12 protein-coding genes and 1 pseudogene are annotated in these 15841 nt (G+C 59.3%); 10 read left to right on the top strand and 3 right to left on the bottom strand.

Going from position 1 to position 15841, the window contains the following annotated elements; genetic code table 11:
- The first annotated feature begins 39 nt into the window (after positions 1 to 39).
- Positions 40 to 2565, top strand: coding sequence for a DNA gyrase/topoisomerase IV subunit A (locus tag NW834_RS05495; RefSeq protein ID WP_414426249.1), 2526 nt, complete (start codon positions 40 to 42; stop codon positions 2563 to 2565).
- Between the two features lie 22 nt (positions 2566 to 2587).
- On the opposite strand, the gene NW834_RS05490 is transcribed toward NW834_RS05495, so the two are convergent.
- Positions 2588 to 3097, bottom strand: a complete 510-nt coding sequence (locus NW834_RS05490) for a hypothetical protein (protein WP_414426248.1) — start codon at positions 3095 to 3097, stop codon at positions 2588 to 2590.
- Between the two features lie 304 nt (positions 3098 to 3401).
- On the opposite strand from NW834_RS05490, the gene NW834_RS05485 reads away from it, so the two are divergent.
- The 3 genes from NW834_RS05485 (at position 3402) to NW834_RS05475 (ending at position 7265) form a co-directional block, all read left to right on the top strand.
- Positions 3402 to 4277 carry an SDR family NAD(P)-dependent oxidoreductase gene (locus tag NW834_RS05485; RefSeq protein ID WP_414426247.1) on the top strand — a complete coding sequence of 292 codons (876 nt, stop codon included), beginning with the start codon at positions 3402 to 3404 and terminating at the stop codon, positions 4275 to 4277.
- A 136-nt stretch (positions 4278 to 4413) separates the two neighbouring features.
- Positions 4414 to 6336 carry an ATP-dependent zinc metalloprotease FtsH gene (ftsH, locus tag NW834_RS05480; RefSeq protein ID WP_414418620.1) on the top strand — a complete coding sequence of 641 codons (1923 nt, stop codon included), beginning with the start codon at positions 4414 to 4416 and terminating at the stop codon, positions 6334 to 6336.
- Positions 6337 to 6443: 107 nt separating this feature from the next.
- The gene (locus NW834_RS05475) at positions 6444 to 7265 is read left to right on the top strand and encodes a class I SAM-dependent methyltransferase (RefSeq protein WP_414332082.1); all 822 of its coding nucleotides are present in this window, start codon (positions 6444 to 6446) and stop codon (positions 7263 to 7265) included.
- Between the two features lie 128 nt (positions 7266 to 7393).
- Here NW834_RS05475 and NW834_RS05470 read toward each other — a convergent pair whose 3' ends face one another.
- Positions 7394 to 8113: a hypothetical protein gene (locus tag NW834_RS05470; protein WP_414418621.1), complete on the bottom strand. Its 720-nt coding sequence runs from the start codon at positions 8111 to 8113 to the stop codon at positions 7394 to 7396.
- Positions 8114 to 8232: 119 nt separating this feature from the next.
- Complete coding sequence (gene dnaA, locus NW834_RS05465; protein WP_414418622.1) at positions 8233 to 9636, bottom strand: chromosomal replication initiator protein DnaA; 1404 nt, start codon at positions 9634 to 9636, stop codon at positions 8233 to 8235.
- 225 nt (positions 9637 to 9861) lie between these two features.
- Here dnaA and rpmH point away from each other — a divergent pair, with 225 nt between their 5' ends.
- The 6 genes and pseudogenes from rpmH to NW834_RS05435 form a co-directional block, all read left to right on the top strand.
- Entirely contained in the window at positions 9862 to 10002 is a 141-nt protein-coding gene (rpmH, locus tag NW834_RS05460) for a 50S ribosomal protein L34 (protein ID WP_011434477.1), read from the top strand.
- Between the two features lie 93 nt (positions 10003 to 10095).
- Positions 10096 to 10476 (top strand): ribonuclease P protein component, encoded by a 381-nt coding sequence (rnpA, locus tag NW834_RS05455; protein WP_414342200.1) that lies wholly within the window; start codon positions 10096 to 10098, stop codon positions 10474 to 10476.
- Between the two features lie 82 nt (positions 10477 to 10558).
- On the top strand, positions 10559 to 14119 hold the full coding sequence (smc, locus tag NW834_RS05450) for a chromosome segregation protein SMC (RefSeq protein WP_414418623.1): 3561 nt from the start codon (positions 10559 to 10561) through the stop codon (positions 14117 to 14119).
- Between the two features lie 88 nt (positions 14120 to 14207).
- Positions 14208 to 14789 carry a Uma2 family endonuclease gene (locus NW834_RS05445; protein ID WP_414426246.1) on the top strand — a complete coding sequence of 194 codons (582 nt, stop codon included), beginning with the start codon at positions 14208 to 14210 and terminating at the stop codon, positions 14787 to 14789.
- Positions 14790 to 14974: 185 nt separating this feature from the next.
- Positions 14975 to 15556, top strand: coding sequence for a Uma2 family endonuclease (locus tag NW834_RS05440; RefSeq protein WP_414382545.1), 582 nt, complete (start codon positions 14975 to 14977; stop codon positions 15554 to 15556).
- Between the two features lie 193 nt (positions 15557 to 15749).
- Positions 15750 to 15841: pseudogene (locus NW834_RS05435) on the top strand (IS5/IS1182 family transposase); the annotation flags it as partial.

Below are 15841 nucleotides of genomic sequence, written 5' to 3'. Positions count from 1 at the left end.
GGCTAGAGTAACCTGGAAAGCGTTCCGCTCCTTTGTGCCATGACTCAGCAACTGACTCTCGACGGACTGGGATTTGGCTCGGGTGGGGGATCCCGTCTGGGTCGGGTGATTGTAACCGATTTGCAGGGGGAGATGCAGCGCTCCTACCTGGAATACGCCATGAGCGTGATCGTGGGGCGGGCCTTGCCGGATGTGCGGGATGGCCTCAAGCCGGTACACCGCCGCATCCTCTACGCCATGCACGAGCTGGGCCTGACGCCGGATCGCCCCTACCGCAAATGCGCACGGGTGGTGGGGGATGTGCTGGGGAAATATCACCCCCACGGGGATCAGGCAGTTTATGACGCGCTGGTGCGCATGGTGCAAGACTTTTCCAGCCGCTATCCCCTGGTGGCGGGGCACGGCAACTTCGGCTCTGTGGATGATGACCCGCCGGCGGCTATGCGCTACACGGAGTGCCGGCTGGCGGAGCTGAGCCACACAGCGCTTCTGGAGCAGGTATCGGAAGAGATCGTCGATTTCATGCCCAATTTCGACGGATCCCAGGCGGAGCCCACCGTTCTTCCGGCCCGCTTGCCCATTTTGCTGCTCAACGGCTCTGCCGGCATTGCTGTGGGCATGGCCACCAATATCCCACCCCACAACCTGGGGGAAGTGGTGGATGGCCTGTTGGCTTTGATCGACCATCCCGACCTCAGCCCTGAGGAACTGTTGCGGTGGATCCCGGGGCCGGATTTTCCCACCGGCGGCCAAATCTTAGACACCCAAGGGATCCGCGAAGCCTACCTCACCGGGCGCGGTTCCATCACCCTGCGGGGGGTAGCCCGATTTGAGGAGATCCAGCCGGGCAAAGGACGCCACCGGCGGCCTGCTCTAGTCATCAGCGAGTTTCCCTATCAGGTGAACAAAGCCGCCTGGATCGAAAAAGTGGCCGAGCTGGCCAACCAAGACCGCATCAGCGGCATCGCCGATCTGCGCGATGAGTCGGATCGCAGCGGCATTCGCGTGGTGGTGGAGCTGAAGCGAGAGGCCAACCCACAGGCGGTTTTGCAGCAGTTGTATAAGCTCACCCCTTTGCAAAGCAACTTTGGAGCCATCCTGCTGGCTTTGGTGAACGGGGAACCGCGGCAGCTGAGCCTCAAAGAGATCCTGCAGCACTTTTTGCAATTTCGCGAGGCCACCCTCAACCGGATGTTCCGTGCCGAGTTGCAGCAGGTGCAGCGCAAGGCGGAAGAGGTGGCAGGAATGTTGCTGGCGCTGGCGGATCTGGAGGGGGTGATCGAGCTGCTGCGGCAAGCGCCCGATGGCACCACGGCCAAAGCCCAATTGCAAACTCGCCTGGGCTGTACCCCCCAGCAGGCAGAGACGATTTTGGCCATGCCTCTGCGTCGCCTGACGGGATTGGAGCGGGAACGGCTGCACCAGGAACACGCCCAGTTGCAGACCCGCATCGAAGAACTGCAGGGGCTACTCAGCGACCGCCGCAAGCTCTTGAATTATTTGAAAAAAGAGCTGCGACACCTGAAAAAGACCTTCGGGGATCCCCGGCGCACCCAGATCCTCTCGGCCTCGGAGCTGGAAGCGGAAGTGGCCCAAATCCCCAGCGGCGAAGAGACGGAAGAGACCCACTTCTTGCTGCAATTCACCCGCAAGGGCTATGTGCGCCGCCTGCCTCTGCCTAGCCGTCGCTCCCGCAGCAACCCGGCGCAACGGGAACTGGGGGAAGATGTGCTGGTCGGCCTGGAATGCGTCACGCTGGAGCAGGAAATCTTGGTGCTCACCGCTGGCGGCAAGGCTTTTACCGTGCCCATCGCAGGGATCCCCCTCAGCACTGGGTCTTCACGGGGGGTACCCCTGCTCACCCTTCTTCCCAACCCTGAGCCGATGGTTGCCACCTTCACGTTGGCTCCGGATCCGGGCAAGGCAAGTTTGGTGGTGCTCAGCCGGCAGGGGCGGATCAAGCGGCTGGCCCTGGCAGAGTTGATGGGCCTTACCCAACGGGGATCCACCGTCCTCAAGCTAAAAGAGGGAGATGAGCTGGGCTGGGCAGCCCTTTGGGATCCCGGCTGCCAAGGCTACAGCGTTGCTCTGGCGACTTCAGGAGGACGGGTGCTGCGGCTGGCTGCCGAAGGGATCCCTTTGATGGGTCGAGCGGCTATGGGATCGCCGGCCCTGCGCCTGGGGCGCACCGAACAGATTGCAGGTATGGCGCTGGTGCCCCCGCAAGGGATCCTGGTTCTGGCCAGCCGGTCGGGCTATCTGAAGCGCTTGTCTCTGGAGGAGATCCCCATCTTGGAGCGGGGTCAAGTGGGCGCGCCGGCCTTTCACTTCTCCGACCGAGGGGATGTGCTGGTGGGCTTGGTGGGTCTCCCCCCCGAGCTGGAGAGGCATTCCCATCTGCAACTGGATGTGATCACGGAGTCTGAACAGGTGTACTCCTTCTCTCCTGCCGAGATCCCGCTGCAAAGCCGCTCCGGGGGCGGATCCCTCCTGGTCAAAGGGGAGCGGGTCAGGGAGTTGCGCCTGTTCTGGCCGCAGTGGCTGCCGGAAGGCGATGTGGGATAGCTCTTGGGGGAGCAGAAGATCCCTAGGACGGAGAGCCTTCCCCAGGCGAGGCCGAATCGGTCGGCGGGGAGCCGGGATCCGTCTCCGGCACTTCGGGATGGCGAACGGGCTTGGGTAGGGTGCCACCTGCCTTGAGAACCAAACAGCGCACGGTTTGGTGCAGCTCCTCCAGCAAAATGCTGATGGCAGAGCGGAAGTCTCGGTGGTCATCTCGCATTTGCTCCAGCATGGCGCGGATGACTTCCTGACAATCCTTCAGGATGTGCTGCTGCTGGGCAACAATCTGCACCAGTTCGCTTTGTTCCTTGAGCAGCTCCCGCAGACAAGAGCGCAGCTCTTCCACATGGCTCTGCCAAAGGGCCTGTCCTTCCCGCAGCTCCATCACGCTGGTGCGCAAATCGGCGGTCGAGTCTCTTAGGGCTTCGCTGTGGCGGCGCTCGGCTTCCAGTTGCTTTTGCTGCTCCTGCTGCTGTTGGCGCAACTCAGAATTGGCCCGCAAGTTGGCTTCCGCTGCCCTGAGCAATTGAGCCAATCGAACCTCAGTAACAACCCAACGCTCTTCCGGGGAGAGAGATCGACCTCGGCCAACTCGCCTGCAGAAGTACTTCACAGTCGCTGCACCCTATACACAACTCTCTACTTTAAATCAAAGCACCATAGGACTTCAGCCCAAGCAGAGACCTGTCTATCGGGCTTTGTCCCGGCTGTTTTCTGGGTTTACCCAATGTAGCCATGATAGCGGATGCCGAATCCAGAAGTTCGGAAGACGGAGCTGCCCCTCTCCAGGGATCCCGGTCGTTCTTCTAGGATGGTGGAGAGTTTGGATCAAAGAAACCATGCCTTCACTTGCCAATCAGGTGGTGCTGATTACCGGCGCCTCTGCTGGAATTGGGGAAGCCGTCGCTCTGGAGGCGGCCAAACGCGGGGCTCGCTTGGTGCTGGCGGCCCGTCGGGAGGGGCTGCTGCGAAACGTCAAGGACTTGGTGGAAAGTCGGGGGGCGGAGGCGCTGGTGGTGCCCACCGACATGGCCGATACGGCCCAGGTGGAGGCGCTGGCCCAAAAGGCTCTGGATCATTTTGGCCGGGTGGATATCCTGGTGAACAACGCCGGCTATGGCCAGATGGGGCCGGTGGAAGAGGTGGATGTGGCGGCCATGCGGCGCCAGTTTGAGGTGAATGTATTTGGCTTGCACGCCCTCACCCGTGCCCTCTTGCCCCAAATGCGGGAACGAGGCAGTGGCCGCATCCTCAACCTCAGCTCGGTGGCCGGCCAGATGTCGATGCCTTTCAGCGGCGTTTACAACGCCACCAAGTTTGCTGTGGAGGCCCTCAGCGATGCGTTGCGGGTGGAGGTGGCCCCCTTCGGCATCAAGGTCATCTTGATCGAGCCGGGGCCGGTAGCCACCGAGTTTGGCCGCGTGGCGGAAGAAACCTTTGCCGCTGTTGTCAACCCCAATGGCCCCTACAAAGCGATCTTGGACAAGACTGCCGAGCTGGCCAGCTCGTTTAACAAAATGGCCTGGCCGGTGGAGAAGGTGGTGGAGCCGATCCTGAGGGCGATGACCGATCCTCACCCTTCCGACCGCTACACCGCTTTCACGGGGGGTAAGGTGGCGTTGGGGCTGATGCGGCTGCTGCCGGCCTCTCTGGCCGACTCTATGTGGCGGCGCGTCTATGGGCTGGATGGTCTGGGATCCCCCGGCTCGGCCTAACTGCAGGCTTGTGGCGGGCATCGGATGGGGCAGGGATCCCTCAGGAGCTCATCCTTGCGGGGGTAGGGTTGTGCCTTCCAGGAGGGACAGGTTAAGTTTGTTAAAGGACTTTTAATAACCGAGCGTTCTCTTCCCTATGAACAAGCCTCTATCTCCCCAGCGCTGGCTGATCGCCCTCCTGCTGGGCTTTTGTCTCTGGCAGGGATCCGGCCTGGTGCTGCAGCCTGCACCCGCCCATGCAGCTTTGGCCTCGGCCCTCACCTACGATCGCTTTTTGCGCTACGTCGAGGAGGGGCGGGTTACGGATGTGCGCCTCACGGACAACAATCTGGTAGCTGAAGTTACGGCTGTGGATCCCCAGACCCAGCATTCCACCCGCTACCGAGTGAACCTGCTGCCCAACACCGTACCGCAACTGGTGGACCGCCTCACCGAGCAGGGGATCGAAGTGGCAGTGGTACCTACCCGCAATGGCAGCGCCTTTTGGGCGCTTCTGGGCAACCTGGTGATCCCGCTGTTGTTGTTGGGAGGGTTGTTCTTTTTCCTGCGGCGTGCCGGTGCTGGAGCGGGCGGCCCTGGGCAGGCAATGAACTTCGGCAAATCGCGGGCCCGCTTTCAGATGGAAGCCAAAACCGGCGTTAAGTTCGACGATGTGGCCGGGATTGAAGAAGCCAAAGAAGAATTGCAAGAGGTGGTTACCTTCTTGAAGAAACCGGAGCGCTTCACCGCTGTTGGGGCCAAGATCCCCAAGGGTGTGTTGTTGGTGGGGCCGCCGGGGACGGGCAAAACCCTTCTGGCCAAGGCCATTGCCGGCGAGGCAGGAGTGCCTTTCTTTAGCCTGTCCGGCTCTGAGTTTGTGGAAATGTTTGTCGGGGTGGGTGCCTCTCGCGTACGGGATCTCTTCAAGAAGGCCAAGGAGAATGCGCCCTGCATCGTCTTCATCGACGAGATTGACGCGGTGGGCCGGCAGCGGGGGGCCGGCATTGGCGGGGGCAACGACGAACGCGAGCAAACCCTGAACCAGTTGCTCACCGAGATGGACGGCTTTGAGGGCAACACCGGCATTATCGTGATTGCCGCCACCAACCGCCCTGATGTGTTGGATGCCGCTCTCTTGCGTCCGGGGCGCTTCGACCGCCAGGTTACGGTGGATCGGCCTAGCTTTAAGGGGCGCTACGAGATCTTGCGGGTGCATGCCCGCAACAAGAAGCTGGCGGAAGAGGTCAGCCTAGAGGCGATTGCCCGCCGTACCCCCGGCTTTGCCGGCGCGGATCTGGCCAACCTGCTCAATGAAGCGGCCATTTTGGCGGCCCGCCGTCAGCGCATGGCCATCACCAACCAAGACATTGACGACGCCATTGACCGCATCACCATCGGCCTGACCAAGCCCCCGCTGTTGGACGGCAAGAGCAAGCGCCTGATCGCCTACCACGAGTGTGGCCATGCCCTGTTGATGACACTTTTGCCCCACGCGGATCCCTTGAACAAGGTGACCATCATCCCCCGTTCCGGCGGCGCAGGTGGCTTTGCCCAGCAACTGCCCAACGAGGAGCAGATCGACTCCGGCATGTACAGCCGCGCTTGGCTGCTGGATCGGGTGGTGGTGGGCTTTGGCGGTCGGGCGGCCGAAGAGATCGTCTTCGGCTACTCCGAAGTGACCACCGGAGCCAGCAACGACCTGCAGCAGAACACGAATCTGGTGCGGCAGATGGTGACCCGCTTTGGCATGTCTGAGCTGGGGCCCTTGATGCTGGATCCCCCCAACAACGAGGTATTCTTGGGCGGCGGCTGGATGAACCGCGTCGAGTACTCGGAGGATGTGGCCGCCAAGATCGACCGCCAGGTGCGGCAGATCCTGGAGAGCTGTTACCAGAAAGCCAAGCAGATTTTGCTGGAGCACCGCCCTCTGCTGGATCGATTGGCCGATACCTTGGTGGAACGGGAAACCCTGGATGGCGACGAATTCCGGGCGATTGTCTCGGAGTATGTGCCCATCCCGGAGAAGGTCGGCCTGCCCAGTCCACTTGCGGAAGCGGGACGGAGTCCAAAGCTGGTCTAAGGGATCCCATCTCCATTGCCAGATAGACAACTGGGGGGGTTGTTGGGGCTGGATCCCGGCAGCTGCCCCCTTTTCCTCGCGAGTTTTGGGTTGCGTTGGGCTGTCGCATGCTCTCTTCGCTCTCTGCTTTGCCGGTTCACCTTTATCGCTGCCTGAGCTGCGGTCGGGAAGGGCTGACCCAAGCACCAGGGCGGGAACAGGGATCCGTGGCGGATCGGGTTTATTGTCCCAGTTGTGGCCAAATTTACCCCATCACCGCTTCTGGGGCCGTGGATTTTATCGGCAGCTCATCGGACTTGCATCTCACGCCAGCCCAAGCCATTGCCCATCTGCCTGGGTTTGCCTGGGGCTACGATCGCCTCTGGCGGCCCTGGGCCCTGTCGCTGCTGACGGGAGAGAGCTTTGGCAGCGAGCGGGAGAGTCAACTGCTGGCCGAGTTGGTAGGGGAGGGGGATCCCATCTTGGATTTGGGCACTGCCGGGGGGTACTGGAGCCGCTTGCTCTTGGCCAAGGATCCACAACGGACGGTGATCGGCCTGGACAATGCGGCAGGGGTATTGGCGGAAGCCGCTCAACAAGCGCAGCCCCACTGGCAGCACTACAGCCTGATGCGGGCTCGGGCTGAACAGCTTCCCCTCGCCTCTGGAACTTTTGGGGCGGTGATCAGCGGGGCCACCTTGAACGAATTGCCTTTGGATCCCTGTTTGCGGGAAATTGCCCGCGTCTTGAAACCGGGAGGGGCCTTTGTCTCGATGCACAGCCAGCAGGTACAGGGATGGGGGCAGATGGTGCAGCAATGGCTGGAAGCCACCGGCCTTCATTTTTTCTCGGAAACCCAGTTGCGCGAGCACCTTCAACAGGTGGGGCTGCAGTTGGAGCGTTATCTCAGCTTGGGTTGGGTGGCCTTTGTGCGGGCAGTGCGCCTCTGATCTGGGCTGGGTTGAGGTGGCCATTCATTGAGTCCAGAGCGGAGCCATCACCCAAATCCAAGTCGCGTCGATCCCCAGCCCTCCTCTTCCACCGGGAGAGGGCCTGGGAGTGAGGGCGAGAGCGCAGGCTAGGGGATCCACTCCAGCCCAACGCCAAAGCTAAACTCCCGATCCAGGGTCGAGTTGCGCAGGCTATAGCGAGCAGAAAGACGAAAGGAAGGGCTAATGGCGTAGGCAGCAGTGAGCTCCGCCAGGGTGGCCTGTCCTTCTTCCGGCTCCTGGGGGGCAACCCAACTGTAGCTGCCGGTCAAATCTGCAGCTCCGGGAGCCAAGGCCAAAACGGCAAAAGCCCCATAGCTAACTCCGCTGAGGCTGCGGTTCTTTTGTTCCAAAGCCCGATACCCCAGTTGTGGCGCCAGATTAAAACGGGATCCCATGGGGGCCAGAAAGTAACGCATTTCCGACCCGTACTGGCGCACTTCGGGATGTTCGGAAGATTGGCGATAGTCACCGCTGAGGGTGAGGCGATCTCCCAGACGCAAGTCTTGTAGGCTGATTCGCCAGTGCGAAGAGGACTCAAAGCCGGCCTGCAAGCGGGTGGGCAAGACGGGCGTGTTGCGGATTTCTTCCAGGAGATTGGGCGGGTTTTGCAGCCAGCGGCGCAACACGGGGCTGTCTTCTAAAATTCGGTCATCCAAGCCCAAATCCAAAGCGGCTGAGAGCGTGGCTGGCGCCGGATCCTGAATGCTGGCTTGCGTGGAATTGGCCCAAACTGGCCGCTCAGGCACCAGTCCAGCCCAGAGGAGCAGCATACCCAGGCGAAGCCCTTTGCCAGACTGTCTCACCACCTGCAACCCCATGCATCGCGTCCCTACTGTAGCCGCTTTCCGAGGGATTCTCCACGCAGACGGGCAGAGCCAAAGGGCGGCAACAACACCTCAAAGACGGCTCAACGACAACAGAAAGCCTAGCTGCTACGGCTGTTGGCAACCACCCGCAAGCGCTCGACCAATTTTTGCAGTTGCCGTTCAAACTGCAGACTTTCCCGCTGTAGCTGACTGACTTTCTCACAGCTATAGAGAACGGTGGTGTGATCTTTTCCCCCAAAGTAATCGCCAATTTTGGGCAAGCTGAGGTTGGTGTAGTGGCGCATCAAAAACATGGCAATTTGCCGTGCTTGGCTGATGTCACGCTTGCGGGAGGATCCCAGTAAACTGTCTCGGTCGATGCCGAATTCTTCACAGACCACATCGGTAATCATGTCGGCGGTGATCTCTTTCGGCTCGCTGGGGGGATTGAGGATGGGCTGAATCGTCTCCACGCTCATCGGCAAGCCGGAAATGGAAACATAGGCGACGGCGCGGATCAGGGCGCCTTCCAGCTCGCGGATGTTGCTGGTGTAGGTGGTGGCAATGTACTCGATCACCTCTGCGGGCAAGTTCATTCCCTCGTACTCGGCTTTCTTCTTGAGAATGGCCATGCGGGTTTCGATATCCGGCGATTGAATTTCGGCAATCAGGCCCATCGAAAACCGAGAACAGAGACGTTCCTGCAGACGAGGGATCAAATGGGGGGAACGGTCGGCGGCCAGCACAATCTGCTTGCCGGACTCGTGCAGGGTGTTAAAGGTGTGAAAAAACTCCTCTTGGGTGTACTCTTTGCCTTCGATAAATTGAACGTCATCCACCAATAAAATATCTACATCTCGATAGTGCTCCCGGAAAGACTGCATGCTGTCTCGCCGGATGGCATCGATTAAATCGTTGGTAAACCGTTCGGTGGACACGTAAAAGACTTTGGCCTGTGGATTTGCCTCTAGCTGGTAGTGGCCAATGGCCTGCATCAGGTGGGTTTTGCCCAGCCCTACCCCGCCGCAGAGAAACAGGGGGTTGTAGGCGCGCCCAGGCTTGTCGGCCACAGCCAGAGCTGCAGCGTGAGCCATGCGGTTGTTGGGGCCAACCACAAACCGTGAGAAGGAATACTTGGGGTTGAGATCCGGCGCCCGCATCGGCAGGCTGCCGCCGACTTCCAGTCCTAGGGTGGTGGAGGCAGGTAAGCTGCCGGCTCTGCCCGATGTTGGGGAAATCGCCCTTGAAGGGGGTTCTGCCTCGACAGAAGCGTGGGGGGAAACGGAAAACTCCACCTGCAAAGGGATCCCGGCTACCCGCTGCACCACCTCGGTGATGGTGGAAGCGTAGTGCTTTTGCAGCCAGCCCCGTGCCCATTCGCTGGGGGTACAGATGGTGAGGCGGTTGTCCACCAACGATTCAGCCCGCGCCGTTTTGATCCAAGCCTCAAAGGTTGGGCGGCTGAGCTGCACCTGCAGATGACACAGGGCTTCATCCCAGAGCTGATCCAGGGAAATATCCACACCACACACTCAGAGCGACACAGCAGAAGCCCAGAGGAAACAGCGGCGGCTTCCTCGACAGGAGCTTCGGGATTCCCAATTTAACTGCTCGGCGCGGGGTGGCCAATCTAGCAATTTTCCATTGAGTCTGCTAAGATTAAGCGTCTGCGATCAGTTTCAAGCGGGCTAATTTCGGTCTGGTCAGCTCTGGCAAATGATCTTGGATTCATAAGTTGGCTTCTCACCATGACTCAGCGTACCCTTCGTGGCACCAATCGCAGACGCATTCGGGTTTCTGGGTTTCGGGCCAGAATGCGAACGGCAACCGGGCGGCAGGTCTTGCGGCGACGGCGGGCCAAGGGGCGTTATCGCCTGGCGGTTTCCTAAGCCCTTTGGTCAGAGATTTGATTTGTCTTGGTTTTTTGGAGCGTTGCAGCCCAAAACTCGCTGACTTCTGGGGCAGACTCTCCTCGGTGCCCAATGTTGCCGGCTCCTCATCGATTGCGGGATCGACGAGCTTTTCAGGCGCTCTACCAGGGGGGCCAACGTCGTTCCGGTGCAGGCTTGACCCTGCTGTTTCAGCCGATGCCCGCAGGGTGCGAAGGGATCCCTAGCCAAGTGGGGCTGGTGATCGGCAGAAAGGTGAGCAAATCTGCCGTAAAACGGAATCGGCTGCGACGCCAGTTGCGAGAAATCTTGCGCCCTCTGTGCCCAAACCTGAAACCCGGATACCGGCTGCTGTTTATCTCCAAGGCAAACTTACTGACCTACCGCTGGCCGGAGCTGAGGGCGGAGGTGCATCGTCTTCTCCAAAAGGCCGACCTGCTCGTCAGCACAGATGCGGATCCCAGGCTGTCCTAGAGACCTAGGCTGCACAGGTTTTTGCTACCCATGCTAGCCTGTTGCCATCATATGCTGGTGGCCACGCTAGATGTGGGGTGTGATGTACATCAAGCGGATTGAGCTGACCCGATTTAAGTCGTTTGGCAGCACCACCTCGTTGCCCCTGCTGCCGGGCTTTACGGTCATTTCCGGCCCCAATGGCTCCGGCAAGTCCAACATCCTGGATGGGATCCTGTTTGCGCTGGGGTTATCGTCCTCGCGAGGGATGCGGGCAGAGAGGCTTTTGGATCTGGTGCATTCCGGCAGCCTCAACGGCAATCGGCAGGTGGAAACCCATGTTTCCGTCACCTTTGAGCTGGGGCCGGGAGAAGATGGTCAGCCTAGGGAATGGAAAGTCAGTCGCCGGCTGCGGGTCAAGCCCGGAAAGGCTGAGGATCCCACTCGCGATAGCGGGACGGATTCTCTCCCCTACACCAGCACTTTCTACATCAACGATGTGCCCTGTACCCTGAGCGAGCTGCACGAACAACTGGAGGCGATGCACATCTACCCCAACGGCTACAACGTCGTTTTACAGGGGGATGTCACCAGCATCATTTCCATGCACCCCAAGGAACGGCGGCAGATCATCGACGAATTGGCGGGGGTGGCCACCTTCGACCGCAAGATCGCCCAGGCCAACAGCAAGCTGGAGGCGGTGCGGGAACAAATTGAGCGTTTTCGGCTCATCGAACAGGAATGGCAAGCCCAGGGAGAACGGCTGCTCAGAGAGAGCGAAAAGGCTCAACACCATCAGCAACTGCGGCTGCAGCTGCAAACGCTGGGGCAGCAGCAACAGGTGTTGCTTTGGCGGCATTTGCAAGTCCAAGTGGAAGAAACCCAGGCGGCCATTCAGCAGCTTCTGGAGGCTCAGGAGCAGGCCACTGCTCAGGTGCAGACCTTGAACGATCATTTGCAACAGGCCGAAGCCGCCCTGGCCGAGTTGCAAAGCCGCATCCATGCTCTTGGAGAGGAGGAATACCTGCACCTGCAAGCCCAAATCGCCGCCGCCGAAGCACAGCGGCAACAGGTCAGCCGACAGATCGCAGCCTGGCAGGAGGAGATCCAGCAAGCGCAGCGCCTACATCAGGAGTGCCAAGCCCAACAGCAGCATCTGCAGGCGGAGCTGGAACACCTGCACAGCCAACAAGAGCAACTGGCCCAAGCCCAGGGATCCCTGCAGGCCCAGGTTCAGAAAGCCCAAACCAGCCTGGAACAGAGCCGCGAACAACTGCGCGCCCTAGCCCAATCCGCTGATGCCTGGGTGAAACAGCAGCGCTACCTCACCCGCCACATTGAGGAACTCCGCGCTGAACAGGAGCCTCTCCAACAGGAGCAAATTCGCCTGCAAGAGCGACAACGGCAACTGGAACGGCAAAGCCAAGAGATCCAGGCGGAGATTGCCCAGATCGAGGCGTGGCTGGGATCCCACCTGGCCCTCACCGCCGAGCTGGAACACACTTGCCGACAGTCGGAAGCTCAGGTTCAAACTTTGGCCCAAGAGCTGGCGCAACTGCAGGCCGGCCTGGAGCTGGATCGCGCCACCCACGAGCGCCTGGCCGCCGAGCTGCACGCCAAGCAGCGGCAACTGGACAAATGGGAAACCCGCCGCCAAGTGTTGCAAGAATCCCAGGGATCCCGGGCGACCCAAGCCATCCTGAGTGCCCGTCTGCCGGGGGTTTTGGGGTTGGTGGCCCAGTTGGGGCAGGTGGATCCCCAGTATCAACTGGCGCTGGAGATCGCGGCAGGGAACCGGCTGCACTTTGTGGTGGTGGAGGATGACACCGTGGCCGTGAGCGCCGTCAACTTTTTGAAGCGGGAAAAAGCCGGACGCGCCACCTTTTTGCCCTTGAACAAGCTCCAGCCCACCCGCCCACCCAGCCCCCTGAAATTGGACGGCCTGATCGACTACGCCATTCGTTTGGTGCGTTTTGAAGAGCGCTACCGGGATGTTTTCGGCTTTGTGTTCGGCTCCACCCTGGTTTTCCAAAGCCTAGAGCTGGCCCAGCCCCACATCGGCAAGCACCGTATGGTCACCCTGGAAGGGGAGCTGTTGGAAACTTCGGGCGCCATGACCGGCGGCAGCGCCCCCCAGCGAGCTGGGATCCACTTTTCTGCCGGCGAACCTTCCGAGGAGGCCGCCTTGCGCTCCCGCTTGGCCGAGCTGGAGGAACTGCTGGCCGCCCTCACCCTGCGCCTACAAGCAGCCCAAGCCCGCGAAAAACAACTGGCCCAAGCCCTGCTCCTGGCTCGCCAAGACGCCCTGCAAGCCCAGCAATATCTGGAGCGTCACCAAGCCGATTGCCAAAAGCAACAGGCCCGCCTGCAACACCTGCAGGGATCCCTGGCGCAAAGGCAAAGCGAAAGCCACCAGATCCAGCAGCGGCTCCAGCAGATTCAACTGCGCTGGGATCCCTTGCAACAGCGCCTAGCCGATCTCGCCCTCAAGCTCAGCCAACTGGAGGGATCCCCGGTGAACCAGCATTGGCAGCAACTGCAGCAGGCGGTGCAGCAGCAGGAAAGTCGCTTGGCAGAGCTGCAGCAGCAACTGGCCCAACTGGAGCGGCAACAGCAGGAGAACTCCGGCCAACAACACCTGAAACAGGCCCAAATCCAGCACCACCAGGAGCGCCTGCAAGAGAGCGAACAGCGCCAAGCCCATCTGCAGGAGCAGATCGTCCAAGCCCAAGCCACCCTTGGCCAAATCCAGCAACACCTTGCCGAGCAACGGCAACAGATAAGCCAGATCGAGGCCCGACTTTCCCACCTGCGCCAAGAGCGGGATCGGCAAGAATTCCAATTGCGGGCTCAACAACAGCAAATCCAACGCCTGGAGTGGGAACGCTACAACGCCCTCACCCAACAACAGGAAAAAGAGGCCCTGCTGGCCCAACTGCAAACCCAACTGCAAGCGGTGGCCCAAGAGCTGCCGGATCCGCTGCCCGACTTGCCCGCCACCCTGACCTTAGACGAGCTGCAGCGGCAAAAACGCAAAATCGAAGAGCAATTGCGATCCCTGGAGCCGGTAAACATGCTGGCCATTGCCGAATACGAACAGACCCAAGCTCGCCTGCGGGATCTCAGCGCCAAACTGGAAACCCTGCACCAAGAGCGCACCGAGTTGTTGCTGCGCATCGAGAACTTTTCCACCCTGCGTCGGCAAGCCTTCTTGGATGCCTTTCATGCCGTCAACGGCCATTTTCAAACCATCTTTGCCCAACTTTCCGATGGGGATAGCCATTTGGAATTGGAAAACCCAGAGGATCCCTTTGCAGGCGGTCTAACCTTGGTGGCCCACCCCAAAGGTAAGCCGGTGCGCCGTCTCAGCGCCATGTCGGGAGGAGAAAAATCCTTGACAGCCCTCAGCTTTATTTTTGCTCTGCAGCGATTCCGCCCTTCCAGCTTTTACGCCTTTGATGAAGTAGATATGTTTTTGGACGGGGCCAATGTGGAAAAATTGGCCAATATGATCTGGCAGCAATCTCGTCAGGCGCAGTTTTTGGTGGTCAGTTTACGCCGCCCCATGATCGAAAAAGCTGAGCACACCATTGGTGTAACCCAGGCCCGCGGTGCATACACTCAGGTGATCGGCCTGACCAAACCCGCCCCTCACCCCAGTTAAGATGTGGCTTGGTTAAGAGCAGAGGGCAAATCCTGAGGTCCCATTAGACTCATTCTAAGAATGGTTTAGGAGTGTCCAAACGCCTGCCATGGTTGCTCTGACTCTGAATCTATCCCCCCTGACAACCCTGAGCCGAGCAGATTTTATTCGGCTTTGTGCCGCCAATCCTGACCTGAAGCTGGAGCGTACCGCTCAAGGAGAATTGGTTATCATGTCTCCAACCGGCGGGGAAACCGGCCACTGGAATGCCGAAATCACCACAGACTTAACCCTTTGGAATCGGCAATCGGGCCGAGGGAAAAGCTTTGATTCTTCCACCGGATTTTCCTTGCCTTCAGGCAGCGACCGCTCCCCTGATTTGGCCTGGATCCCGATTGAAAAGTGGGAAGCTTTGGATCCCTCAGTCCGTCAAGGATTTTTGCCCCTGTGCCCCGATTTTGTGGTGGAGATCCTCTCGCCCACCGATTCTTGGATCCAAACTCAGGCCAAGATGCAAGAATACATGGACAACGGCTGCCGGCTGGGGTGGCTGCTGGATCCCAAGGCCAAGCGGGTGATGATCTACCGACAAGGGCAAGCGCCGGAATTGGTCGAAGATCCGGAAACCCTATCCGGAGAGGACGTGCTGCTGGGCTTCACCTTGCCCATTCGCAAGATCTGGTCGGCTTGATATGAGTAGCTTTCACGGATTTACGATCCCTGATACAGCTTTTTTCCACACCCTTAACCCAGCCAACTCTGATGGATCTCTTGCATGACAGGGATCCCACGCAATTGCAGAACTCTCCCAACCTTGGAAACAGCTGCAGTAAAAATGTTGAGCGATAGGCCAAAAACAGGCGGAGTCACACTACCATGGCTGCTCTGACTCTGAATCTATCTCCCCTGATAACCCTCAGCCGAGCAGATTTTATCCGGCTTTGTGCCGCCAATCCTGAGCTGAAGCTGGAGCGTACTGCCCAAGGAGAATTGGTCATCATGTCTCCAACCGGTGGGGAAACGGGCAATCTTAACTTTGAAATTGCCGGGGAAGTTTATGTTTGGAATCGGCAATCGGGCCGAGGGAAAAGCTTTGATTCTTCCACCGGATTTTCCTTGCCTTCAGGCAGCGACCGCTCCCCTGATTTGGCCTGGATCCCGATTGAAAAGTGGGAAGCTTTGGATCCCTCAGTCCGTCAAGGATTTTTGCCCCTGTGCCCCGATTTTGTGGTGGAGATCCTCTCGCCCACCGATTCTTGGATCCAAACTCAGGCCAAGATGCAAGAATACATGGACAACGGCTGCCGGCTGGGGTGGCTGCTGGATCCCAAGGCCAAGCGGGTGATGATCTACCGACAAGGGCAAGCGCCGGAATTGGTCGAAGATCCGGAAACCTTATCGGGAGAGGACGTGCTGCCGGGCTTCACCTTGCCCATCCGCAAGATCTGGTCCACCTGACATTCTACGGTCGTTTTATAGTCATTTTAGACAGGAATGAAACATTTGTGTATTGGTTCCTAACTCCCCTCTCCCAAAGGAAGAGGGGCTGGGAGTGGTCGCAGAAGCTGCACGGAATGCTTGAGGAGTGTCTCAATCTAGGTCGTGTTGATCTTATGTTAGGATAGAGGGAATAATTTATAGAGGAAAGAGGATGAAGTTGGTTTTTTTAGATGAAAACAAATGGCAGAAGATATTGGCTTTTTTACAGACAGAAGAGAGAGTTAACATTGGGAAAGAAGCAAA

Origin of the sequence: Synechococcus sp. R60.1 (assembly GCF_047461835.1) — a bacterium.
In the GTDB taxonomy this organism is placed as follows: domain Bacteria; phylum Cyanobacteriota; class Cyanobacteriia; order Thermostichales; family Thermostichaceae; genus Thermostichus.
This window is presented reverse-complemented; position numbering and strand designations above follow the sequence as displayed.